Raw genomic sequence first — 22,693 nt, 5'->3', positions numbered from 1 at the left:
GGGAGAAGGGATAATTTTACCCCCGCCACACGCCTTCTTTCCTCAGATCATCCATGGTCCGCGAAATGCCCTCGCGCAAGATGCCGACCATGTCGTCGATCTGTTCGCGCGTGATGATCAGCGGCGGCGACATCACGCACATGTTGATCAGCGGCCGCACCAGCAGGCCGAGCTCATGGCAGTGGGCGTCGATGCGTCTGCCGACATCCTTGTCGAGCTGCAGAGGGTCCTTGCTTTCGCGGTCGGCGACGCATTCGACGCAGCCCATCAGTCCGGCGCCGCGCACCTCGCCGACCAGCGGCAGCTCTTCCAGCGTCTTCAGCTGCGCCTGGAAATAGGGCGCGACGGCGCGCGTGTGCGAAAGCACGCTCTCTTCCAGCAGGTCGAGGTTTTTCAACGCCACGGCGCAGCCGACGGGGTGGCTGGTATAGGTCAGGCCATGGCCGAACATCGCGTCGGGATGGTTCGAACGGCGCAACTCCTGCAGCAGCCGTTCCGAGATGATGACGCCGCCGAGCGGGAAATAGCCCGAGGTGACGCCCTTGGCGAAGGTGATCATGTCGGGATCGATGCCGAACACGTCGCCCGAGGCGAAGACATGGCCAAGCCGGCCGAAGCCCGTCACCACCTCGTCGGAGACATAGAGGATATCGTTGTCGCGGCAGATCTCGCGGATGCGCTTGAGATAGCCGTCCGGCGGGATCACGACACCCCCCGATGCCTGCACGGGCTCGCCGACGAACGCGCCGATCTTGTCGGCGCCGACACGGGCGACAGTGTCGCGGAACTGATCGACGAGGAAGTCGGTGAAGGCGGCAAGGCTCATGCCTTGCGGGCGGCGGAACGGATCGGGCGAGGACAGTTTGATCACCAGCTCGTCGGCGCCGTCCATCCAGTCGCGGTCGCGCGGGCGGCCATTGAGCGAGGCCGACAGATAGGTCGAGCCATGATAGGCGCCGCCGCGCGACAGGATCAGCTTCTTTTCCGGCCGGCCCCGCACATTGTTGTAGAACTGCATGAAGCGCAGCGCCGTCTCCACGGCCGACGAGCCGCCGGTCGTGTAGAAGACATGGCTTAGATCATCAGGCGCATGGCCAGCGATGCGCATGGCAAGTTCGGCCGACGGCGCGTTCATCGTGTACCAGGGCGTGTTGTAGGACAGCGCCATCGCCTGCTCGTACATCACCCTGGCCAGTTCCTCGCGGCGGTGGCCGACATTGACGCACCACATGCCGGCAGGCCCGTCGATCAGCCGCTTGCCGGTGCTGTCGGTGATGTAGATGCCGTCGCCCTCGCCGATCAGCGCGCGGGCTTCCGCACCGACGGAACCGGCATAAGGCCAGGGCTGGATGAGATGGCGCTTGCCCAGTTCAATGGCATCGTCGCCACCGGCCGCCGCCATTTCGGTCGCCTTCAGGTCCCTCACCGCAGCCATTGTCGTCTCCACATCTCTGTCGATTTTTTCTTGAGCTTCAAACTCGGCGGCAAAGGCCGGAAATGGCGGCTTTCTTCACCTAATTTTGAATGTCCGTTCAATCAATATCTCAGAAATAGCGCTTGATTTCAATCCACGGATGCGCGCATGATGAAAGAAAGCCGGCAAGCTAGGAACGCGACCAGCAAAAGTGGTCACCGGTTTTGTTTTCGATCGCGTTCCAAGGATAAGTGGGAACAAACAGCCGGCGTCAGCACAATGGGATGCCGCATGGCGGAACAGTCCAGGCCAGCAACCGAGATCACGCCCGGAGCCCTGCTCCCCGGAGTCTGGCCGCCCGGAGTCTGGCAATGACGGCGGCTGTGGAAGGGTCGCCTCCGTTGCGCATGACGCGGGCCAGACGAAATGCCCTTCTGCAATCCGAACCCGTCCAGGGCTTTGCCCTGATCAGCCCGACCTTTCTCTACGCCCTCATCCTGCTTGTCCTGCCGATCCTGGTGGTCATCGCCCACTCCTTCTGGACGCAGCACTACCTGACCATCGACCGCACCTTCACGCTGGAAAACTACCGCGTGGCGCTGACCGAGCCGATCTACCGCGATCTGTTGTGGCGCTCGCTCTACATCTCGCTGACGGTCAGCCTGTTCACCGTCATCCTCGCCTACCCGATCGCCTATTTCATTTCCTTCCATGGCGGCCGCCACAAGAGCCTGTGGCTGTTCCTCATCACCATTCCGTTCTGGACCAGCTACCTCTTGCGCGTGATGTCGTGGAAGGTCATCCTCGGCTACAATGGCGTCTTGAATTCCGGCCTGATGGGCCTCGGCATCATCGACGAGCCGTCGACGGCGCTACTCTACAATTCGAGCGCCGTCATTATCACCCTCACCCATGCATGGGCGGCCTTCGCCATCCTGCCGATCTTCGTCTCGCTGGAAAAAGTCGACCGCACGCTGGTCGAGGCAGCTACCGATCTCGGCGATGGTCCCTTGCGTTCATTCCTGCGCGTGACCTTGCCGCTGTCGGCGCCGGGCGTCATCTCGGCGGCGCTGATCGTCATGATCCCGACCGTCGGCGACTATGTCACGCCGAAGCTGGTCGGCGGCAAGGACGGCGTCATGATCGCCAACGCCATCCAGGCGCAGTTCGGCAAGGCCGCAAACTGGCCGCTTGGGGCCGCCCTTTCCGTCACCACCATGCTGATCGTCACCCTGATGGCCGGCGCCACGGTGCTGATCATTCGCGCACTGCAGAGGCTGGCACGATGAGGGCGCGGGGCTTCCTGTCGGGCGGCTGGCTGTCCGTCTATGCCTTCCTCTACATCGTCTTCCTTTACCTGCCCGTCATCTTCCTGCCGATCTTCTCGATCAACACGGCGCCGACGCCAAAATTCCCGCTCACCGGCTTCACGCTGCAATGGTATGCGGACCTGCCGCACACACCGGCCCTGCTCGATGCCGCCTGGAACAGCCTGAAAGTCGGCGTCTGCGCCTCGGTTCTGGCCACCGTGCTCGGCATCCTCGCCGCCCGTTCGATCACCCGCTACCGCTATCCCGCGCGCCGCGCCATCCACGGCCTGATCATGGCGCCGCTGGTGCTGCCCGAGGTGATCGTCGCCATCTCGATGCTGCTGGTCATGCTGCAACTAGGCCTCAGCCTCTCCCTGTTCACCGTCGTGCTCGGCCATGTGCTGGTCTGCATTCCCTATTCGATGACGGTGCTGACCTCCGGATTCGAGGGTTTCGACCGCAGCCTGGAGGAAGCCTCCGCCGATCTCGGCGAAAGCGCCTTCGGCACCTTCCGCCGCGTGACGCTGCCGATGGTGGCGCCGGCCATCATCTCCAGCCTGCTCGTCTGCTTCACCATCTCGCTCGACGAGTTCATCATCGCCTTCTTCCTGACCGGCACCGAAGCGACGCTGCCGATCTACATCTGGGGCCAGTTGCGCTTCGCCTCGAAACTGCCCGGCGTGCTGGCGCTGGGCACGCTGCTTCTGGTTGCCTCCTTCCTGTTGATGACAATCGCCGAAATCCTGCGCCGCCGCGCGGCCAGACGCACCCGGAACGAGGGAGGCCTCTATGCCTGAACAGCCGCAGATCGAGCGCCCTCAATCCGATCGGGCCAAGTCTGACCGAGCCCAATCTGACCGAGCCATGATCGAGATCCGCAACGTCACCCGCAGCTATGGATCGTTCAAGGCGCTCGACGACGCGTCCCTGACCATAAGGGAGGGCGAATTCTTTTCGCTGCTCGGCCCGTCCGGCTGCGGCAAGACCACGCTTTTGCGCATGATCGCCGGCTTCGACAACCCAACCAGCGGATCGATCGCGGTCGGCGGCCAGCCGATGGAAGGCATCCCTGCCAACCGCCGGCCGACCAACATGGTGTTCCAGAGCTACGCGATCTTCCCGCACCTCAATGTCGAGCAGAACGTCGCCTATGGGCTGAAGCGGCTGAAGCTGCAGGGCGGCGAGGAGAAACGCCGCGTCGAGGAGGCGCTGGCGCAGGTCTCTCTGACCGGGCTCGGCAAGCGGCTGGCGACAGAACTGTCCGGCGGCCAGCGCCAGCGTGTGGCGCTCGCCCGCGCGCTGGTCATGCGGCCCAAGGTGCTGCTGCTCGACGAACCGCTGTCGGCGCTCGACAAGAAATTGCGCGAGCAGATGCAGGTCGAGTTGCGCCGCCTGCAGCAGGCCGTCGGCATCACCTTCGTGCTGGTCACCCATGACCAGTATGAGGCGCTCGCAATGTCCGACCGCATCGCGGTGATGTTCGGCGGTAGGATCGCGCAGGTCGCCTCGCCCAAAGAAATCTACCAGCGCCCGGTCAACCGCCAGGTCGCCGACTTCCTCGGCGGCATGAACTTCGTCAAGGCCGAGATCGTCGAGGAGAACGGCGCTTCGCTGATCGTCGACACTCTGGGATTCGGCCGAGTGAAAACCGACAAGCCGAAGGCCTTCGTGCGCAATGGCGGCGCGGCCACGCTGGGAATCCGCCCCGAGCGTCTGCGCGTGCTGTGGGACAATGCGACGGCTAAATTCGAGGTTGCCGGCAAGGTGGTCGAACGCCACTATTTCGGCGAAATCACCCATCTGATCGTCGAGATACCGGGGCTGGAAAAGCCGCTGTCGGTGACCGAGACCAACGATTTCGGCGCCGACGACATTCCCGTCGGCACCCCGATCCGCCTTGCCTACGATCCCGAGGCGCTGGTGGCGATGGGGGATTGAAGCTGCGCCAAGATCTTGCGCGCCGCGATACGCCCGGCGACGATCGCGCCCTCGACATAGCCGGGGAATGACGGCGACAGTTCCGAAGCGGCGAAATGCACCGGCGGCGCACCCGAAAGAATCGTTCGCTCGGCATCCCTCGCCGTCACGTCGACGATGAGGTCGCTATAGGCGCCGCCGCTCCAGCGATCCCCTATCCAGTCGCGTGAGCTGAAATCGACGGCATCGCCGGCATCCGGCCCGAGGGCCTTCTGCAATCGGGTGACCACTTCCACCCGCAGCGCCGCCTCGTCCAGCGCACGCCAGGCGAGCGCCAGCGGCCCGCCGACGAAGACGACGAGCGCGGCATGCTCCGCGTCCCTGCTGGCGTCGCAGGCAAACAGCCCCGGCAGATCGCGCCACATCACCATGCCGCTCAAACCCTGCTCGCGCCAGAATGGCTTGGGATAGCGCACCAGGATCTTGATCACCGCGCCGCTCTCCCAGACGCCAAGCGCCTTCGCGAGTGTCGCCGGCAGGGCCGGCGCGAAAACGAGCTTCGCGGCCGTCGCCGGCGGCAGGGCGACCAGCACCTGACGCGCTTGGATCACGCCATTGCCCGTGACGACACGAACGCCTTGCGACCCGTGCTCGACACGCGTGACCGGTTCGCCAAGCCGCACCCGGTCGCCGAGGTCGCCAGCCAGATCCTCGGCCAGCGATTGCATGGTCTCGCGCAGGGAATACTGCAGCTCGGGCACCTCGTTGGTGATGCGCCGGTCATTGTCGATCAGGTGCCAGAGCGGCACCTTGTCCATTGGCAGGCACCACAGGCCTTCGATCATCGAGCGGAAAGCCGTCTTGGCATCGATGGGATCATGCTGTTGTTCCAGCCAGCCCGCGACACTCATGCCGGCAATCGACGGGTCGTCCGGCTCGATGCCGTTCATGCGCTCGCGGATCGCCATCGCGCCGTAATAGGTCTGCTTGGCGTCCTTGGGCTGCATCGACGGATGTGTGGTGAAGTCGCCCTCGACATAGGTTTCGACGAATGTCTTGTCGCGCGCCTTCGCCAGCGCCATCACTTTCGGCATGTCCTCGCACAGGAATTGGCCGCCGCTGTCGATGCGCTCGCCAAGTCCATTCCGAACGGCCTCCACCCGTCCGCCGACACGATCGCGCGCCTCGATCAGCACGAAATCGATGCCAGCCTGCTTCAGCTCAAGCGCCGCCGACAGGCCGGTGAAGCCGGCACCGACGATGACGACGTCGGTTCTTTCCAGTTCGTCCGTCAATAGCCGGCCTTGATCTTCTCGAATTCGTCGACCATGCGCTTCTTCAGTTCGGGCGCGATCGGCTGCTGGAACAGGGTCTTGTCGAGGAACTTGTCGATATCGTCGAAACCGCGCTCGGCCAGCACCTTGTGGTCGATCGCAGCCATGCCGGCGCTGTTGCCATGGCCGTAGCCGAATGTCGTGACCATGTATTTCGAAATGTCGGGCGCATTGACCGCGTTCAGGAAATCATAGGCCTGGTCAAGCTTGCCCGGCGCGTCCTTCATCAGCACGTAGCCGCACACCCAGGTGGACATGCCTTCCTTGGTGTCACGGTTCATGGCGATGGGAACACCTTGCCCGCTCATCGCGATCAGTGTCTGGCCCCAACCCCAGGCAAGGTCGACCTCATTGCCGGAAAAAGCCTGGTCGATATCGCTCGAGTCGGTCCAGTAGAGACGCACATTCTTGTGCACCTGGCGCAGGAAATCGGACGCCTCCTTGAACTGCGCGTCGGTCATCTTGGTCCAGTCTTTCAGGCCGATGACCAGGCTCGCCAGCGCGTAGGCATCGTCGACATTGTCGCCGATGGTGACGCGACCCTTGAATTTCGGATCGGCCAGGATCCGCAGCGACTGCGCCTCATCGGCCGTTACATTGTCGGTGCGGTAGAGCAGTGCCGTGTTGCCCCAGTCGAACGGCATGAACCAGGCCTTGCCGTCGGGCGTGGTGGCGAGGTTCTTCATCGCCATGATGCCGGGATTGAGGTCTTTCCAGCCCGTGATCTTTGACGTGTCGAGCGGCTGCAGCAGGCCCGCGTCGCGCCACTTCGCCACGCTTTGCGAACAAGGATGCGCGATATCGGTCTCGAAGCCCGCCCGCATCTTCTCGAAGGCTTCGTCCTCGTCGCCGAAGAAGGCGAAGGTCGGCTCGGCGCCGTGTTTGGCGGTATAGGCGGGATGCAGCAGCGGGTCCTCGTAACCGGACCAGTCGAACACCACGAGATCGCCGCCGCCTTCCGCCCAGGCATAGGCCGCGCCGGCGCCGATCGCGCAGGCGGCGGCAAGCGCCAGGCGGCGTAGCATTGGCGTCATGGCGAAATTCCCCCGTTGAAGATTTCGCGCGAGGTTAAGAGAATTCGTGAGATTTGGCGAGCCTGCCAACGTCAGCGCCGCCCCTCATTGTCCTGCCGGACATCTCTCCCCGTACAGTGACGGGGAGAAAGGGGCTGACGGCAGCCTCGGTGCTATTCCTGCAACGCTGGAGATTGGCGAAACCATCGATGAGAGCGCCCCTCTCCCAGTCACTATACGGGGAGCGGATGCCGGCAGGCAGGTGAGGGGCGGCGCAAACGTCTCAAATGATGGGAAAATCGAGGTCTGCGCAGCACCTTTAACCACCGCTCAATACCCGGCTTTGATCTTCTCGAATTCGGCGATCATCTTCAGCTTGAGATCGGATGGCAACGGCGACTGGAACAGTGTCTTGTCGACGAATTTCTGCACGTCGTCATAGCCTTTTTCCTTGAGGATCACCTGATCGACGCCGGCCATGCCCTTGGCGTTGGCCTGGCCATAGCCCCAGTCCTTGACCAGCACCTTGGCGGTCTCCGGATCGTTGATGGCGTTCAGATAGTCATAGGCCTTGTCAATGTTGCCGGGCGCGTCCTTGAACAGCACATAGCCGCAGACCCAGGTCGAGATGCCTTCATTCGTATCCTTTACCGACTTGATCGGCACGCCCGCCTTGACGGACTGCACCGTGGCATCGTTCCAGGCCCAGGCGAGGTCGACCTCGCCGCCGCTCAACAGCTGCACGATATCGGTGGTATCGGTCCAGTAGGAGCGGACGTTCTTGTGCACCTGGCGAAGGAAGTCGGAAGCCTGCTTGAACTGGTCGTCCGTCATCTTGGTCCAGTCCCTCAGGCCGATGGCGAGGCTCGCCAGCGCATAGGCGTCGTCGACATTGTCGCCGATCGACACCCGGCCCTTGAACTTCGGATCGGCAAACGCCTTCAGCGACTGGACCTCTTTGGCGTCGATCTTGGAGGCGTTGTAGGTGAGCTGCGTGTTGCCCCAGTCCCAAGGCATGAACCACGCCTTGCCGTCATCGGTGGTGGCGAGATTTTTCATCGCCATGATGCCGGGATTGAGGTCCTTCCAGCCCGTGATCTTCGACGTGTCGAGCGGCTGCAGGAGACCCGCCTCGCGCCACTTCGTCACGCTCTGCGAGCAGGGGTGGCCGAGATCGGCCTTGAAACCCGAGCGCACCTTCTCGAACGCCTCGTCTTCGTCGCCGAAGAAGGCGAAGGTCGGCGAATCGCCGTGCTTCTCGACATATTTCGGATGGAAGCTCGCATCCTCGTAGCCCGACCAGTCGAACACGATCAGGTCCTTGTCGGCGGCAACGGCAAACGCTGCCGCCGAAGCCGCAAGCGCGCCGCCCAGCGCCAATGTCAATGTCAGGCGTCGGCTAAGGTTCTTCATGCTGTTCCATCCTCTTTTGGTCTTGCCGGTCTTGGTGGCCGGCTGTTGCTAACCGTAATGCTTCGGGAAGGCAGCGGCCAAGAAAGCGTTGGCGGCCTGCAAGGCAGTTTCGCGCGTTGTGTCCTCTGTGCCCATCATCAGCCGCAGCCACAGCCCTTCCAGCATGGCCGACAGCGCCAGCGCCATCACCTGCGGCTCATAGGCATATGAGCCACTCTGCTTGAGCGTCGTGCACAGATCGATGAAGACCTGCTGGTAATAGGCATCGCGCGAACTGCTCAGCGCCTGATAGGTCGGACGCGACTTGGCCTCGCCCCAGAAGGCCAGCCAGGCAGCGAGCTTGCGCTTGTTGCAGATCGAGCGGTCGAAGTCGGCCCATACCAGCTGCTGCAGCTGCCGCGCCGGATCGTCGCCTGCCTTCTCAAGAGAGGCGCGCCAATGCGCCGAATACTCGTCATACATGTGCTGCAGCGTCGCGATCAGCAGCTTTTCCTTGCTCTCGAAATGGAAGTTGACGATGCCACGCGACAGGCCCGCGCCATCGGCGACATCAGCCATCGTCGTCTCGGCATAGCCGCGCTTGGCCAGCGAATCGATCGTCGCCTCGATCAGCTGCAGCTGACGGACCTCCTTCGAAGCCTTGCGTCCGCGCTTCTCGGTCTCGGCTTTCCCCGCCGGTTCAAGGAGGGCATCCTTGGCATCTGCCGTTTTCATGGGTGTGATCGTCTCCAGCATCGCCGGCTATCCAATCGCATCCGGCTTCCAACCGCGCAGATGAGTGGGACGGTGCTCGCCACTGTCAAGCACCTTCTGCATGGCCTCCCAGGTTCGGATGTTCTTGTCGACATAGGCAGCGCCGACCACGGCGGCAACCGGCGCATAGAGCGGTCCTTTCAGCCTTTCCAGCTCGCCGCGCGCCACCTCGCGGTACCAGGGGTTACGGTCCGTGACGGTGACATCGGCAAAGCCGGCGCGCCGCATCGCTTGCGCATAGCGCGCCGGCGAGGCCATGGCGAAGGACAGCCCTTCCGCCGCGATATAGGCCTTCATCTGGGGTGAAGGTTCGCCGTCATGCCCGATCATCCAGTTGGAGGCGGCAAAGACGCCGCCCGGTTTCAGCACGCGGAAGATCTCGGCGAACAGGCCGTCCTTGTCAGGCACATGCAGCAGTGCGTCCTTGGAAAAGACGACATCGAAGGAGCGATCGGCGAAAGGCAGCGCTCCGGGTGGCGCCTGGACGAAGCTGGCGCGGTCCGAGAGCCCGTGCGCGGCGGCTCGCCGCCTGGCCGCCTCGATCACCGGCTGTTCAACATCGAAGCCGGTGGCGTGGGCGGCGCCATGGCGCTCGACCAGATGCAGCGTGATGCCACCGGAGCCGCAGCCAATGTCGAGCACCGTCTTGCCCTCGAACGAAAGCCCTTCGACGACCCGGTCGACCTCTTCAGGGCCGCCCGGCGACAGGTAGCCATCGCCCCACAGCGCCTCGAGGAAGCGGATGGTGGTATCGTCATACTCGGCATCTGCCGTTGCGATCATCAGCCCTCGATCCCCAATCGATGAATGCCCGTTTCGAACACCGCCAAAGCCTAGCGCATGCCGGGGAAAACGCAATATCATTTGTTGAACATTCATTCAGAATGACTGGACAGAATGCCCGATACCGTGCCAAATTCCGCGCATTCGGGAACAGATCACGCAAAAATGAACAGCGGGTCGCACAGAGCAATTCCAGGAACAATGTGGGCGGTTTTCGCTTGGGAATTGCTTGGAAACAAAGAGACTGGGCCACAATGAAAGCTTGGGACGCGATCGTCATCGGCGGCGGACACAATGGCCTGGTCAATGCCTGCTACCTGCAGCGCGCCGGGCTCGACGTGCTGGTGGTGGAGAAGAACGACTGGGTCGGGGGTGCGGCCACCAGCCGCGAGCTGACGCCGGGCTTCCTCTATTCCAACTGCTCCTATGTCTGCTCGCTGTTTCGCCCCGAGATCATGCGCGACCTCGAACTGCCGCGCTTCGGCCTGCAGGTCATTTCCTATGAAGGCGGCGCGGTGTTCACCCGCGACGGAGACTATCTCGCCAACTACCGCGACCATGATGTGCATCGGCGCGAATTCGCCCGCTTCTCCAGGCGCGATGCCGAAGCCTATGACCGCTACGCCCGCGACGTGACGCGGCAGTGCCGCTTCATCCAGCCGCTTTTGATGCGCACCGCGCCCGACCCGACCAGCCTCAAGCCGCGCGACCTTGGCGAGCTTCTTTATCTCGGCAAGAAATTCGCCGGCCTGTCGGCCGAAGAGATGGCGCTGACGCTGCGCTTCTGGACGATGTCGATCTCGGACTTCCTCGACGAGTATTTCGAGACCGATGTCATCAAGGCGAACTTCGCTCTGTCCGGCATCATCGGCACCGCGCTCGGCCCGATGTCGCCCGGCACGGCCTATGTGCTCTTGCACCACTATATGGGCGAGGTCGACGGCTCGGTCGGTGCCTGGGGCTATGCGCGCGGCGGCATGGGTGCCGTCACCAAGGCGCTCGCCGCGTCGTTCAAGGCCTCGGGCGGCACCATCCGCACCGGCGCCGAGGTCGACCATGTGCTGGTAAGCCGCGGCAAGGCCAAGGGCGTGGTGCTGGCCGGCGGCGAGGAAATCTACGGCAAGCTCGTCGTCTCCAATGCCGACGTGAAGCGCACCTTCCTGAAGCTCGTCGAGGAGAAGGAACTGCCCGATATTTTCCTGCGCCGGGTGAAGAACTTCAAGATCCGCGGCTCCTCCGGCAAGGTCAACATCGCGCTGGATTCCCTGCCGGAATTCCCCGCTTTGCCGAAGGATTCACCGGTCTATCGCGGCGACATGCATTTCACAGATTCGATGGAGCGCATGGAGCGCGCCTATGACGACTGGAAGGCCGGGCGCTGGTCGGCGGACCCCTTCCTCGACATGGTCATCCCGACGACGCTCGACCCGACCATGGCTCCATCAGGCAAGCACTTCATGAGCTGCTTCGTGCAATACGCGCCGCCCAAGGTGAACGGCCGCGACTGGACCGATGCCGATCGCGACGGTTTCGCCGAGAGCGTGATTGCACAGATCGCCGAGTACTCGCCCGGCTTCCGTGACCGCATCGTCCATATGGAGGTGCGCACGCCGCGCGAAATCGAAGCGGAGGTCGGCTTGACCGAAGGCAATATTTTCCAGGGCGAACTGACCTTCGACCAGCTTCTGTTCAACCGCCCGGTGCCAGGCTACGCGCAGTACCGCTCGCCGGTCGGCGGCCTCTATATGTGCGGCTCCTCGACCCACCCGGGCGGCGGTGTCATGGGCGCGCCCGGCCGCAATTCAGCCGCCGAAATCCTGCGCGATCTCGCCAAATCCACCTCGCATATGAGCCCAGCCCATGACGTCATTTGATGCAATCGTCATTGGCGGCGGCCACAACGGCCTCGTCGCCGCAGCCACGCTGGCCAAAGCCGGCCGCAAGGTGCTGGTGCTGGAGGCTGGAAGCGAAGTCGGCGGCGCCGCGCGCACCGAGGAATTTGCCCCGGGCTTTCGCGTCTCGTCGGTCGCTCATCTGCTGAACCGGTTGCATCCCGATGTGGTGAAGACGCTGGACCTGGAGAGGCATGGGCTGCAATTCGCCCGCGCCGACTTCCTGCCGTCGGTGGCACTGTCGAAGGACGGCCCGGCGCTGATGCTGCATGGCGCCTATGGTGAGGTGCTGACGGGCACCAGTTCCTCCGAACAGTCGGCCTGGAAAGACTTGCGCGCGCAATTGCTGCGCTATGCCGGCATACTGAAGCCCTTCCTGTCGCGCCGTCCGCCCGATCTCGCCGCCATGTCGTTGCTGGAGACCGCAGGGCTCGGCCAGACCGCCCTGGCGCTGAAAAAACTCGGCAAGGAAGACATGCGCGACTTCCTGCGCGTGCTCTTGATGAACGTCGCCGACCTGCTCGACGAGCAGCTCGAAGATGACAGGCTGAAAGGCCTGCTCGCCTTCGACGCGACGCTCGGCAGCCATCTCGGCCCGCGCTCGCCGGCCTCGTTGCTCGGCCTCTACTATCGCCTGGCCGGCGAGACCGGTGGAGCGGCCGGTGCGCAGGTCCTGCCGCAAGGCGGTACGGGCGCCGTCGTCGCCGCCATTCGGTCCGCGGCGGAGAAGGCTGGCGTCACCATCCGCACATCGGTTGCGGTGGCAAAAATCACCGTCGAGAAGGGCCATGCCGTCGGCGTCGCGCTCGACACTGGCGAGGAACTGCGCGCCAGGACCATTGTCTCGGCGATCAGTCCGGCAACCACTTTCCTCGACCTTGTCGGACCTCACGAGATCGACACCGGTTTCGTGCGCAAGATGAAAAACATCCGCATGAAGGGCGATGCCGCCAAACTTCACCTGGCGCTCGACCGGCCGCCGCAATTCACCGGCGCCGATGCCGCCGCTCACAACGGGCGGCTTGTGATTGCGCCCTCGCCCGACCATGTCGAGCGCGCTTTCAACCCAAGCAAGTATGGCGAATTCTCGCCCGAACCGGTGATGGAAATCACGCTGCCCAGCCTCGCCGATCCATCGCTCGCGCCTGATGGCGCCTGTGTGCTCTCAGCGGTGGTGCAATACGCGCCCTATGCGTTGAAGGAGGGCTGGGCTGCGGGCAAGCCGAAATTCCTCGAGGCCATCATGGCGCAGCTCGAGGCTTACGCGCCTGGCATCGGCGAGAGCGTTGTTCACGCCGAGCTTTTGACACCGGCCGATATCGAGGCGCGCTACCGCATGCCCGGCGGCCATTGGCACCACGGCGAGCTGCAGGCCGACCAGATGCTGATCTCGCGGCCCGTCTCCGGCTGGTCGGGCTACGACACGCCGCTCGAAGGGCTGTTCCTGGCCGGCGCCGGCTCGCATCCCGGTGGCGGCGTCTCCGGCGCCCCAGGCCTCAACGCCGCGCGACGCATCATTGCGATGAAGGGATAGGTCATGGCCCAGGCAACCAGGAAGAGGCCCGTTGCAAAGACAGAAGATGCGGCTGTCTCGGCCCGCATCGATGCGCAATCTCATTTCCGCACGCTGCGCCTCGGCACACCGTTCCAGCCGCGCCTCGACGCACTGGCCAAAACCCAGGACTGGTACAATTGGGCCGGCTATCGCGCGCCGCATTCGCTGTGGGACGAGGAACTCGAATACTTTGCCATCCGCAGCCAGGCGGCTTTGTTCGACATCTCGCCGATGACCAAATACCGGATCGAAGGGCCGGATGCCGAAGCCTTCCTCGACCGTGTCACCTTGCGCGACGTCACCAGGCTCAGGCCCGGCCGTGTCCATTACACGGCATGGTGTGACGACGAGGGCTTTGTCCTCGACGACGGCACGCTGTTTCGCCTGTCGCCGGCGCGTTTCCGGCTGTGCTCGCAGGAGCGGCATCTGCCCTGGCTGCTCGACAGCGCCATTGGTTTCGACGTCACCGTCGACGAAGAAACCGAAGCTGTTGCCGGACTCGCTCTGCAAGGGCCGACCTCCTTCGCCGTGCTCCGCGACGCCGGTTTCGCCGGAGTCGAAAAACTCAAGGTTTTCGACCTCATGGATTTCCCGCACGACGATACAACCGTCACCATCTCGCGCACCGGCTTCACAGGCGATCTCGGCTACGAACTGTTCGTTTCGGCCGACAAAGCGCTGAGCCTTTGGGACCGGCTGATGACCGCGGGCGAGCTGCGCGGTATCAGGGCCATCGGCTACACCGCGCTCAACCGCGCGCGGCTCGAGGCCGGGCTGATCGTTGCCAATGCCGACTTCACCACCGCAGAGCACGCCATCCGCGCCGATCGCTTGCGCAGGCCCGACGAGATCGGTCTCGGTTTCATGATCGATCCGCAGAAAGACCATTTCAACGGCCGCCGCGCCATCTTCGAGGCGCGCGCCAAACGCAAGCTGCGCCATGTGCTGGTCGGGCTGGAGATCGAGGGCAACATCCCGGCCGAACACGCCATCGTCTATCACAAGAAGAGCCAGGAGGTTGGCCTGGTCAGCGCCGCCATGTGGTCGCCGATGGCCAAGCGCAACATCGCCATCGCCTCGCTGGCGCGGCCCTATGGTGATACTGTCGTCGAAGACCTCTGGGTCGAGATCTACGCCATGCGAGAGCTGCAATATCAGAAGCTGATGAAACGGGCCAAGGTGGTGGCGCGGCCCTTCATCAAGCTCGACCGCCGCACCGCCAATCCGCCGGCGGATTTCTGATTATGGCCGACGAAGCAGAGCTGGAGGCGGCCGAGCAGTGGGAGCTGGTCAACACGCCGCTCGGCGAAAAATGGTCCGGCCGCACACGCTATGCCGCCGCCATGTTCTTCTACAAGCGCGGCGAGATGAGCGCCGAGACGCTCGAGGTCTACCGCATCTGCGCGCGGCTCGATTCGGAGAACCCGCTGCCGATCATCAGCGACCGAGGCGTCGGCAAGGATTGGCTCAAAAGGATCGGCTTCGAGTAGCGCCTGCGCGCTACCCAATGGTTCTTTCGAGCATGCTCAGCCAGTTGCGGTAAGCAATCTTCTCGATCAGGGCACGGCCAAAACCACGCGCCGCCAAGGCATCGATCAGCTTCGGCAGGCCGGCGACGTCGCCGATGACGGCCGGGATCATCGCCCCGTCGAAATCGGAGCCGAGGCCGACGCCGTCCTCGCCCAGCGCCTGCAGCAGGGAATCGACATGACGCACCATGATGTCGAGGCTGGTGTCGGCATTCATGCGGCCGTCCTCGCGCAGGAAGCCGGTGGCGAAGTTCAGCCCGACCATGCCGCCGGACTCGCGTATGGCGCCGAGCTGCCAGTCGGTGAGATTGCGCGAATGGGTGCAGAGCGCATGCACGTTGGAGTGGGTGGCGACCAGCGGCGCGTCGCTGAGACCGGCGACATCGCGAAAACCCTGCTCGTTGAGATGCGAAAGATCGATCATGATCTTCAGTTCGTTGCAGGCCTTGACCAGCGCCTTGCCGGCGTCGGTCAGCCCCGGGCCGGTATCTGGCGAGGACGGAAAGCGGAACGGCACGCCGTGGCCAAAGGCATTCGGCCGGCTCCAGACGATGCCGAGCGAGCGCAGGCCGGCGGCGTGCAACACGTCGAGCATGGTCAGTTCCGGATCGATCGCCTCGACGCCCTCGATGTGGAACACCGCGGCGATCGTGCCTTTGGCCATGGCGTTGCGCACATCGCCAGCAGTGCGGCAGACGGCCAGCGCCCCGGCCCGTTCCAGCCGAAACAGGATCGAGGCCATCGCGATCGTCGAGTTGAGCGCATCGGCGCGCGGCACCTCCGGCGGCAGCGGCTCGCTGTCGCTCGGCGCCAGGGGTACGGCGCTGCGCCTGGCTTTTTCGACCGGCGGCGGAAAGATCGCGAACATGCCGCCGGCGAAGCCGCCAGCCTTAGCGCGCGGCAGGTCGATATGGCCGCCCGACTTGCCTTCAACGAACAGTTTTTCGACGTCCCTGTCCTTCGATTGATACAGCCTGAGCAGCGTATCGTTGTGGCCGTCGAAGACGGGGACGAGGTCGGTTTCGGTCATCGGGGGATCATTCAGTTCGTTTGTCGGCACGGCGAGACATCATATCTAGGCAAGATATCTGGTCGCGGCAAATGACAAAGCCAACCGGCAGCGGGGACTGCCATTTTATCCCCTCGCGGCCTATCGATGACGTGCCTGCGCTTCCTAGAGCAATTCCAGGAAAAGTGTGAGCGGTTTTCCCGGGAAAAGCGCGTAGCGCTTTCCCTAGGGAATTGCGTCAAAACAAAGAGTTAGAGTGGTTCGCCGTTTCCATGAAACGGTGAAACGCTCTAGTGCTTCAGCACGTCGGCCCATTCCGCGTGGCGGCGGAACTGGGCGTTGGCGAACGGGCAAAGCGGGATGATCTTCTTGCCCGCCGCGCGCGCATCCTCAACGGCGCGGGTGACGAGCCTAAGCCCGGCACCCTGGCCGCGAAACGCGTCCGGCACCTCGGTGTGGTCGATGATGATCTGGTGTTCACCGATCTTGGTGAAGGTCATCTCGGCCTCGGCGCCTCCAGGACCACGCAGCACATAGCGCCCCTTGGAGCCGTGGTCTTCCAGTTCGATTTCAGGCAGTTGGTCGGGCATGTCTAAACTCCTTGAGCGACACCGGCAAAGAGCCGCCGGGCCGCTTCGATTTCATTTGGCCGCACCTCGTGCCCGCCTTCGTGCCATTCCACTGTGACATCGGCACCGTCGGCACGCAAATAGGCCTCGAGCCGCGTCGTCAGGTTCGGCGGGCAGATCGGATCGCGCTTGCCGGCGGTCAGCAGCATGTGACGGCCGGCGAGGCTGCCCTGGACCTGCGGTTCGAACGGGATCAGCGGATGCATCAGCACCGTGGCGTCGAACAGCTCGGGCTCGGCGAACACCACGGACGCCAATATGTTGGCGCCGTTGGAATAGCCGAGGCCAAGCACTATCGAGGGCCTCGCAGCCTCGACATGCGCCTTGACGAAGGCGGCCATCTTGTCGGTTGCCCGCGCCAGGTCGTCCATGTCGTAGACGCCTTCGCCGGTGCGGCGAAAGAAGCGCGCCGCGCCATATTCGGACACATCGCCGCGCGGCGAGATGATGGTGGCCTGGGGCACGAGATCGCGCCCCGGCGACAGAAGCTGGCTCTCGTCACCGCCGGTGCCGTGAAAGACGAAAAGCATGGGGCCGCCCGGCGAACCGGGCAGCACCTTATGGATGTAAGCGTCCTTGCTCATGGCTCAGCCTTCCAGCTTCTGCAGATGCTGTTCGAGATAGGGCCGCAAATGCTGGTGCTGCGTCGGCAGCTTCAGCGCTTCGCCCAGATGTGCGGTGTCCTCATCCCTGTCGAAGCCCGGCTCGTTGGTGGCGACTTCGAACAGAACGCCGCCCGGCGTGCGGAAATAGATCGCCCAGAAATAATCTCGGTCGATCACCGGCGTCACCCCGTAGCCCGTATCCATCAACGCCTTGCGCACTTCGAGCTGCTTGGCGCGGTTCTCGACGGCGAAGGCGACGTGATGCACCGAGCCGGCGCCAAGGTCGGCGAAGGCCGCGGTCGGCAGCGATTCGATGTCGACGACATCGGCGCCGTTGCCGTTCTTCACGGCAAGCCGTCTGACATTGCCTGATTTGTCGACTTCCTCGTAGCCCATGAATTTCAACAGCTCCTCGGTGGCGCCGCCATCCTTCAGCCTGAGCGAAACCGAGTGGAAGCCGCGGATCGCCTCATCGGTCGCAATGCCGCCTTTGTTCCACGGCGCCCTGCTGTCGGCCTTGTCCTCGACAAGCGCGAAACCGTCGCCATCGGGGCCGGCAAATCTGAGCCGCTTCTCACCAAAACTCTCCTCGCGGGAAACACCGTTCACGCCTTGGTCGGCGAAGCGTTTTTCCCAATAGGCGAGCGTGCCTTCCGGGACGGAGTAGACCGTGGTGCCGACTTCGCCGACGCCGGGACGGCCCTTGCCGATGTTGGGAAACGGAAAATAGGTCATAACCGAACCGGGCGTGCCAACCTCGTCGCCATAATAAAGATGGTAGACGTCGGGCGCGTCGAAATTGACCGTCTTCTTGACGCGGCGCAGGCCGAGCTTGTGGGTGAAGAAATCATTGTTCTGCCGGGCATCCCTCGCCATCGAGGTGACGTGATGCAGGCCCTTGATCTGGTCGAGCATTGTCTTGCTCCTTCCCTTGTTGTTTGTGCGGCCCTCGCCGCTGTCCACGCCAATATGAGGACACCACCGCTTGCGGCAAAGGCGGCAAACACAGAATGGACTGTGCTGTAAAAGTGAACAGTCGAAAGAGCCTTGTTCACCAAACGGCTAACACGGGCGGTCTTGCGCCCTTCCCGGAAATCGGTTCCATGAATGGCATTCGACCATGCAGCGAAAGGTATCGCGAGTGACAGGAAAAGCCAGGCGCCCGAACGTTCTCCTGATCACTTGCGACCAATGGCGCGGTGATTGCCTGTCGGCCGCCGGCCATCCCGTGGTGAGGACGCCGAATGCCGACGCGCTGGCCGCCGAGGGCGTGCTGTTCAAGCAGCACTATGGCGGCGCGGCCCCTTGCTCGCCGGCGCGTGCCTGCCTTTACACCGGCCTCTACCAGATGAACAACCGCGTCTGCCGCAACGGCTCACCGCTGGACGCCCGTCATGGCAACATCGCGCAGCACGCGCGCAGCATCGGCTACGATCCGACGCTGTTCGGCTACACCGACGTGTCGCTCGACCCGCGCCTGCTGAGCTCAGGTGATCCAAGGCTGAGAAGCTATGAAGGCGTGCTGCCGGGATTCACGGTACGCCAGCTGCTGCCCGAGCATCAGAAGCAGTGGCTCTCTTGGCTGAAGCAGCAGGGTATTGATGCCAGTGCCGGATCTCCTGACATCCATCGTCCTGCAGGCGAGGAAGACGATGACACCGTGACCGAGGCGCCGCCAATCTATTCGAAGGACCATACGCCGACGGCCTTCCTTGCCGGTGAGTTCATCCGCTGGCTCGGCGAGCAGGAACAGGCCACGCCCTGGTTCGCGCATCTGTCCTTCATCAGTCCGCACCCGCCCTTCATCGTGCCGGAGCCCTACAACACGCTATACGATCCGGCCGACGGCCCGGCCTTTCACCGGGCGGAAAGCTGGCGGGCCGAAGCGCAGGGCCATCCCTATCTCGCTTATGATCTCAGCCGGCGGTATCGCGCGAATTTCCGCCCCGGCGCCGCTGGCAAGGTGCACGACTGGAGCGAGGATGATTTCCGCCGTATCCGGGCGATCTATTACGGCATGATCTCGGAGGTCGATACTCAGCTTGGCCTGATATGGCAGGCGCTCAAGCTTTCAGGCGCGTGGGACGACACCATCATTGTGCTGACCTCGGACCACGCCGAGATGATGGGTGACCATTTCACGCTGGGCAAGGGCGGCTACTTCGACGGCAGCTACCACATCCCGCTTATCATTCGCGACCCGCGGCATCGCAAGGCGGCCGGCAGCACGGTCGATCGCTTCACCGAAGCGGTAGACATCTTGCCCACGCTTATAGACCTGCTTGGCGAGCCCCCCGAACAGCATCTCGACGGATGCTCGCTGAAACCATTCCTGAGCGGCGGAAGCCCTGCCACCTGGCGTGACTCCGCGCATTGGGAGTTCGATTTCCGCTCGATCGCGGACGGCGACGCCGAAGCGCATTTCGGCATTGCCTCGCGCCAATGCAACCTGGCGGTCATCCGCACCAAAAAATTCAAATACGTGCATTTTGGCGGCGGCTTGCCACCTCTGCTTTTCAACGTCGAGGCAGACCCTGGCGAACTGACCAACCTCGCCGGCAGCCCTGCGCATCTGTCCACCCGCCTGCAATTCGCCGAACGGCTTCTCGCCTGGCGGGCCGAACATCTCGACCAGTCGCTGGCGCTGGCGGAGCTGACGGAGAATGGCGTGGTAGGACATGTGAGCAAGGGAATAGGCAGTAGGGAATAGGGCTTGCCTACTGCCCTACTGCCCTACTGCCCTACTGCCCTACTGCCCTACTGCCCTACTGCCCTACTGCCCTACTTCACAATCAGGCGCTGCTGGTCACGCTTCTCGGCATAGCTGCCCTTATCATAGGCAGGCTGCGCCTCGAGCTGTTCCTTGGTGAAGGTGGTGTAGAGATACTTCTTGCCGTTCTTGTCGGTCATGAACTTCAGATTATCCAGGCCGACCGCAACCTCCTTCTCACCGATGCCGAGGAAGCCGCCGACATTGACGATCACCGCATCCGTCTTCTTATCGGGCGTCAGCACAACATCGCCGATCTCGCCGACCTTGGCGTCATTGGCGCCATAGACCGTCGCGCCCTTCAGATCTTCACCTCTGATTTCGCCAATCGGCATCTCGGTCAGCGTCGACTTGTCGATGGCTGCGGTCTGTGTCTGGTCAGGAGCGGTGGCATCAGGGGCTGTAGCCGCCGGTGCTTCGGCCGTCTTGTCCGCAGTCGCGGCGGCAGGAGCCGTGGTCGCGGCTGGAGCTGTTGCCGCCGGCTCATTGGATGCCGTGGTTGCCGGCACCGGATCATAGGCCTTGCGGTTGAAATCCGGCTGCGCCTGCAGCTCTTCCTTGGTGGTCTGCGCCACCAGCCAGCGGTCGCCGTTCTTCTCCGCCCACTGGGCCTTGTTGAAATCATAGGTGACGTTCTTGGCGCCGAGGCCGAGGAAGCCGCCGACGCCGATCACCAGCGATTCGGCCTTGCCATCCTTGGACAGCACGATGTCGTTTACGCTGCCGATGTTCTGCGCGTCGTCGCCGGTGCCGTTGTAGACAGTCTCACCAATGATGTTGGTGGCGAGGTTGCCGTCGGCGCGCTTCATCGGCTCGGCCGGAGCGGCTGCAGGAGCCTGTGCGGTATCCGTCGTCGCAGGCGCTTTCGGTGCTGCCGCGTCGGTGGAAGTGGCAGGAGCCGGCGCAGGCCCGTAGGGCTTGCTGTCGAACTCCGGATGCGCCGTCAGTTCGTCCTTGCTTGTCTGGGCCACCAGCCAACGGTCGCCGTTCTTTTCGGCCCATTGCAGCTTGTCGTAGTCGAAGGCGACATTCTTCGCCCCGACGCCCAGAAAGCCTCCGACGCCGATGACGACGGATTTGGCCATGCCGTCCTTGTCGAAGACGACATCAGTGACCTTGCCGATGTTCTCGGCATCATCGCCGGTACCGTTATAGACGGATTCGCCGATGATGTTGGTGACGATGCTGCCTTCAGCGCGCGGCACCGGAGCGGCCGCGGCCGGCTCCTGAACGGCAGGTGGGTTGGCTGGAGCAGGGGTCGTGCCGCTTTGCGCGAGCGCGCCCGTCGCGATCAACGTTGCGAGTGCGGTCGTGGCTAAAAGGGTGCGTATCATGGTAGTCTCTCCTGGTGCGTGATTTCATGCACGCCGCGCCCGATTGAACCGTCGCTGGGAAGATCGGGCGTGGCATCTCCACGGGTTCACAACGTCGTGACCATGCCGTTGTTCCGACAAAACTGGCGTGGATTTCGCACAGGAAAAACACGCAACAGTTGCGCGGGCGCTGATGAACACGCGCTGAATTGCGCCGTTTCGAACGGAACCTTTCCTGCATCGCCACGTTTCAGCCTGCGGCTGGGTTCGTCCCGGCCCGTTTAGGACTGACATAACGGAGCGGGGCATGAAATTTGCAGCGGTGCTGAACCGGGATGGCGGCACCTTGCGCACCACCGACCTCGCCGCCTTCTCCGACAGGATGCGCCAGACGCTGGAAACGGCAGGCCATTCGCTGAGTATCGAAGTGGTTGCCGGCAAGGACGTCGTGGAGAGCCTCGACAGCGCCGCCTCGCGCCGCGCCGTCGATGTCGTGCTGGCGGGTGGCGGTGACGGAACCATTTCAGCGGCGGCCGCGAGACTGATGGGCAAGAAAAAGGCGCTTGCCATCTTGCCGGCCGGCACCATGAACTTGTTCGCGCGTGGCCTCGGCATTCCGCAGTCGCTCGATGCCGCGCTGAAATCCTTCGCCGACGGTGAGATCATCGCCGTCGACATGGCCACCGCCAATGGCCGTCCCTTCGTTCATCAATTCTCGATCGGCATGCATGCGAAGATGGTGCAACTGCGTCAGGGAATGGAATTCGGCTCGCGCCTGGGCAAGATCGGCGCTTCGGCCAAGGCGGCATGGGCGACAATCAAGAACCCGCCGGCGATGAACGTCACGCTCGCTATCGGCAAGGCCGAGATGACGGCGCGCATCTCAGGCATCGGCGTCACCAACAATCTGTTCGGTGAAGGCCATCTGCCCTATGCGGACAATCCTTCGGGCGGCGTGCTCGGCATCTACGTCACGGTGGCGCAACAGCGCGCCGAACTGATGAAATTCCTATTCAACGTGGCGCGCGGCAAATGGCGCGACAACGAACATGTCGAGATTCACCAGGCTGACCGCACCGTCCTGAAAATCCATTCCGGCAGCAGAAAGTTCCGCGCCGTCATGGATGGCGAACTGGTCAGGCTCGAGCGTGAGACGACGATCGAAATCCAGCCCGGCGCGCTGAATGTCCTGGTGCCGGCCAGCATCGCCGAGGCAAAGGCCGCCTGATGCAATCTCCAACCATGACGGCCGAAAATCTAGCCGCCCGGCGCGCTTCCTTGCTGCGTCGCCGGTGTCTTGACCACCTCACCATAGATTTCGGCGATGCCCCAGGCCGCAAAGGCCAGAAGCAGCCCGGCGATCAAGATGCGCAGGCCATGCCAGCCCCACCGCCCCTGCCGCGCTTTGTCCTCGGGAATGATCTTGGTCATGGCCGGTCCCTGTTTCGTTTTGC

General features: G+C 63.3%; 21 protein-coding genes. 9 read left to right on the top strand and 12 right to left on the bottom strand.

Annotated elements, in window-relative coordinates; all coding sequences use genetic code 11:
- Window positions 1-16: 16 nt before the first annotated feature.
- Entirely contained in the window at window positions 17-1,435 is a 1,419-nt protein-coding gene (locus tag AB4Z43_RS25985; protein WP_441939468.1) for an aminotransferase, read from the bottom strand.
- Between the two features lie 350 nt (window positions 1,436-1,785).
- On the opposite strand from AB4Z43_RS25985, the gene AB4Z43_RS25980 reads away from it, so the two are divergent.
- The 3 genes from AB4Z43_RS25980 to AB4Z43_RS25970 all read left to right on the top strand — a co-directional run bounded on the left by AB4Z43_RS25980 (window position 1,786) and on the right by AB4Z43_RS25970 (window position 4,662).
- The gene (locus AB4Z43_RS25980) at window positions 1,786-2,703 is read left to right on the top strand and encodes an ABC transporter permease (protein ID WP_032931941.1); all 918 of its coding nucleotides are present in this window, start codon (window positions 1,786-1,788) and stop codon (window positions 2,701-2,703) included.
- A complete protein-coding gene (locus AB4Z43_RS25975; protein ID WP_202379634.1) occupies window positions 2,700-3,521 on the top strand; it encodes an ABC transporter permease in 822 nt (273 codons plus the stop codon). Before AB4Z43_RS25980 ends, AB4Z43_RS25975 begins: the two co-directional genes overlap by 4 nt.
- Window positions 3,522-3,588: 67 nt before the next feature.
- Window positions 3,589-4,662 (top strand): ABC transporter ATP-binding protein, encoded by a 1,074-nt coding sequence (locus AB4Z43_RS25970; protein ID WP_019861565.1) that lies wholly within the window; start codon window positions 3,589-3,591, stop codon window positions 4,660-4,662.
- On the opposite strand, the gene AB4Z43_RS25965 is transcribed toward AB4Z43_RS25970, so the two are convergent.
- From AB4Z43_RS25965 to AB4Z43_RS25945, 5 genes are all read right to left on the bottom strand, one after another.
- Complete coding sequence (locus AB4Z43_RS25965; RefSeq protein ID WP_441939466.1) at window positions 4,626-5,936, bottom strand: flavin monoamine oxidase family protein; 1,311 nt, start codon at window positions 5,934-5,936, stop codon at window positions 4,626-4,628. The genes AB4Z43_RS25970 and AB4Z43_RS25965 overlap by 37 nt on opposite strands.
- Window positions 5,933-7,009 carry an extracellular solute-binding protein gene (locus tag AB4Z43_RS25960; RefSeq protein WP_441939464.1) on the bottom strand — a complete coding sequence of 359 codons (1,077 nt, stop codon included), beginning with the start codon at window positions 7,007-7,009 and terminating at the stop codon, window positions 5,933-5,935. The genes AB4Z43_RS25965 and AB4Z43_RS25960 overlap by 4 nt, the downstream gene beginning before the upstream one ends.
- A 309-nt stretch (window positions 7,010-7,318) precedes the next feature.
- Window positions 7,319-8,401, bottom strand: a complete 1,083-nt coding sequence (locus tag AB4Z43_RS25955) for an ABC transporter substrate-binding protein (protein WP_202361460.1) — start codon at window positions 8,399-8,401, stop codon at window positions 7,319-7,321.
- A gap of 48 nt (window positions 8,402-8,449) precedes the next feature.
- Window positions 8,450-9,136, bottom strand: coding sequence for a transcriptional regulator BetI (gene betI / locus AB4Z43_RS25950; RefSeq protein ID WP_019861571.1), 687 nt, complete (start codon window positions 9,134-9,136; stop codon window positions 8,450-8,452).
- A 6-nt stretch (window positions 9,137-9,142) separates the two neighbouring features.
- Entirely contained in the window at window positions 9,143-9,937 is a 795-nt protein-coding gene (locus AB4Z43_RS25945) for a class I SAM-dependent methyltransferase (RefSeq protein ID WP_202361459.1), read from the bottom strand.
- Between the two features lie 254 nt (window positions 9,938-10,191).
- Between AB4Z43_RS25945 and AB4Z43_RS25940 the strand changes: the two genes are divergently transcribed.
- From AB4Z43_RS25940 to AB4Z43_RS25925, 4 genes are read left to right on the top strand one after another with little or no spacing between them, the layout of a single operon-like run.
- On the top strand, window positions 10,192-11,811 hold the full coding sequence (locus tag AB4Z43_RS25940) for a phytoene desaturase family protein (protein WP_064981074.1): 1,620 nt from the start codon (window positions 10,192-10,194) through the stop codon (window positions 11,809-11,811).
- The gene (locus tag AB4Z43_RS25935) at window positions 11,798-13,363 is read left to right on the top strand and encodes a phytoene desaturase family protein (protein ID WP_441939461.1); all 1,566 of its coding nucleotides are present in this window, start codon (window positions 11,798-11,800) and stop codon (window positions 13,361-13,363) included. The genes AB4Z43_RS25940 and AB4Z43_RS25935 overlap by 14 nt, the downstream gene beginning before the upstream one ends.
- 3 nt (window positions 13,364-13,366) lie before the next feature.
- Window positions 13,367-14,626: an aminomethyltransferase family protein gene (locus tag AB4Z43_RS25930; protein WP_069090301.1), complete on the top strand. Its 1,260-nt coding sequence runs from the start codon at window positions 13,367-13,369 to the stop codon at window positions 14,624-14,626.
- Window positions 14,627-14,628: 2 nt separating this feature from the next.
- Window positions 14,629-14,874 carry a hypothetical protein gene (locus tag AB4Z43_RS25925; protein WP_019861576.1) on the top strand — a complete coding sequence of 82 codons (246 nt, stop codon included), beginning with the start codon at window positions 14,629-14,631 and terminating at the stop codon, window positions 14,872-14,874.
- 10 nt (window positions 14,875-14,884) lie between these two features.
- Here the strand turns inward: AB4Z43_RS25925 and AB4Z43_RS25920 are convergent, their stop codons facing one another.
- From AB4Z43_RS25920 to AB4Z43_RS25905, 4 genes are all read right to left on the bottom strand, one after another.
- Entirely contained in the window at window positions 14,885-15,943 is a 1,059-nt protein-coding gene (locus AB4Z43_RS25920; protein WP_019861577.1) for a dipeptidase, read from the bottom strand.
- 269 nt (window positions 15,944-16,212) lie between these two features.
- Window positions 16,213-16,512 (bottom strand): GNAT family N-acetyltransferase, encoded by a 300-nt coding sequence (locus AB4Z43_RS25915; RefSeq protein WP_019861578.1) that lies wholly within the window; start codon window positions 16,510-16,512, stop codon window positions 16,213-16,215.
- Between the two features lie 2 nt (window positions 16,513-16,514).
- On the bottom strand, window positions 16,515-17,135 hold the full coding sequence (locus tag AB4Z43_RS25910) for an alpha/beta hydrolase (RefSeq protein WP_038650081.1): 621 nt from the start codon (window positions 17,133-17,135) through the stop codon (window positions 16,515-16,517).
- A 3-nt stretch (window positions 17,136-17,138) separates the two neighbouring features.
- Complete coding sequence (locus AB4Z43_RS25905) at window positions 17,139-18,071, bottom strand: VOC family protein (protein WP_038653450.1); 933 nt, start codon at window positions 18,069-18,071, stop codon at window positions 17,139-17,141.
- Window positions 18,072-18,297: 226 nt separating this feature from the next.
- Between AB4Z43_RS25905 and AB4Z43_RS25900 the strand changes: the two genes are divergently transcribed.
- Window positions 18,298-19,866, top strand: coding sequence for an alkaline phosphatase family protein (locus AB4Z43_RS25900; protein WP_441939458.1), 1,569 nt, complete (start codon window positions 18,298-18,300; stop codon window positions 19,864-19,866).
- 71 nt (window positions 19,867-19,937) lie between these two features.
- Here AB4Z43_RS25900 and AB4Z43_RS25895 read toward each other — a convergent pair whose 3' ends face one another.
- Window positions 19,938-21,260 carry a PRC-barrel domain-containing protein gene (locus AB4Z43_RS25895; RefSeq protein ID WP_064981086.1) on the bottom strand — a complete coding sequence of 441 codons (1,323 nt, stop codon included), beginning with the start codon at window positions 21,258-21,260 and terminating at the stop codon, window positions 19,938-19,940.
- Between the two features lie 286 nt (window positions 21,261-21,546).
- Between AB4Z43_RS25895 and AB4Z43_RS25890 the strand changes: the two genes are divergently transcribed.
- Complete coding sequence (locus AB4Z43_RS25890; protein ID WP_027047468.1) at window positions 21,547-22,467, top strand: diacylglycerol/lipid kinase family protein; 921 nt, start codon at window positions 21,547-21,549, stop codon at window positions 22,465-22,467.
- A gap of 29 nt (window positions 22,468-22,496) precedes the next feature.
- Here the strand turns inward: AB4Z43_RS25890 and AB4Z43_RS25885 are convergent, their stop codons facing one another.
- A complete protein-coding gene (locus tag AB4Z43_RS25885; RefSeq protein ID WP_081295889.1) occupies window positions 22,497-22,670 on the bottom strand; it encodes a hypothetical protein in 174 nt (57 codons plus the stop codon).
- Window positions 22,671-22,693 lie beyond the last annotated feature (23 nt).

Source organism: Mesorhizobium sp. 2RAF45 (assembly GCF_052115225.1).
Lineage (GTDB): Bacteria > Pseudomonadota > Alphaproteobacteria > Rhizobiales > Rhizobiaceae > Mesorhizobium > Mesorhizobium jarvisii.
The sequence above is the reverse complement of the archived record's forward strand: the minus strand, read 5'-3'. Positions and strand labels throughout refer to the sequence as shown.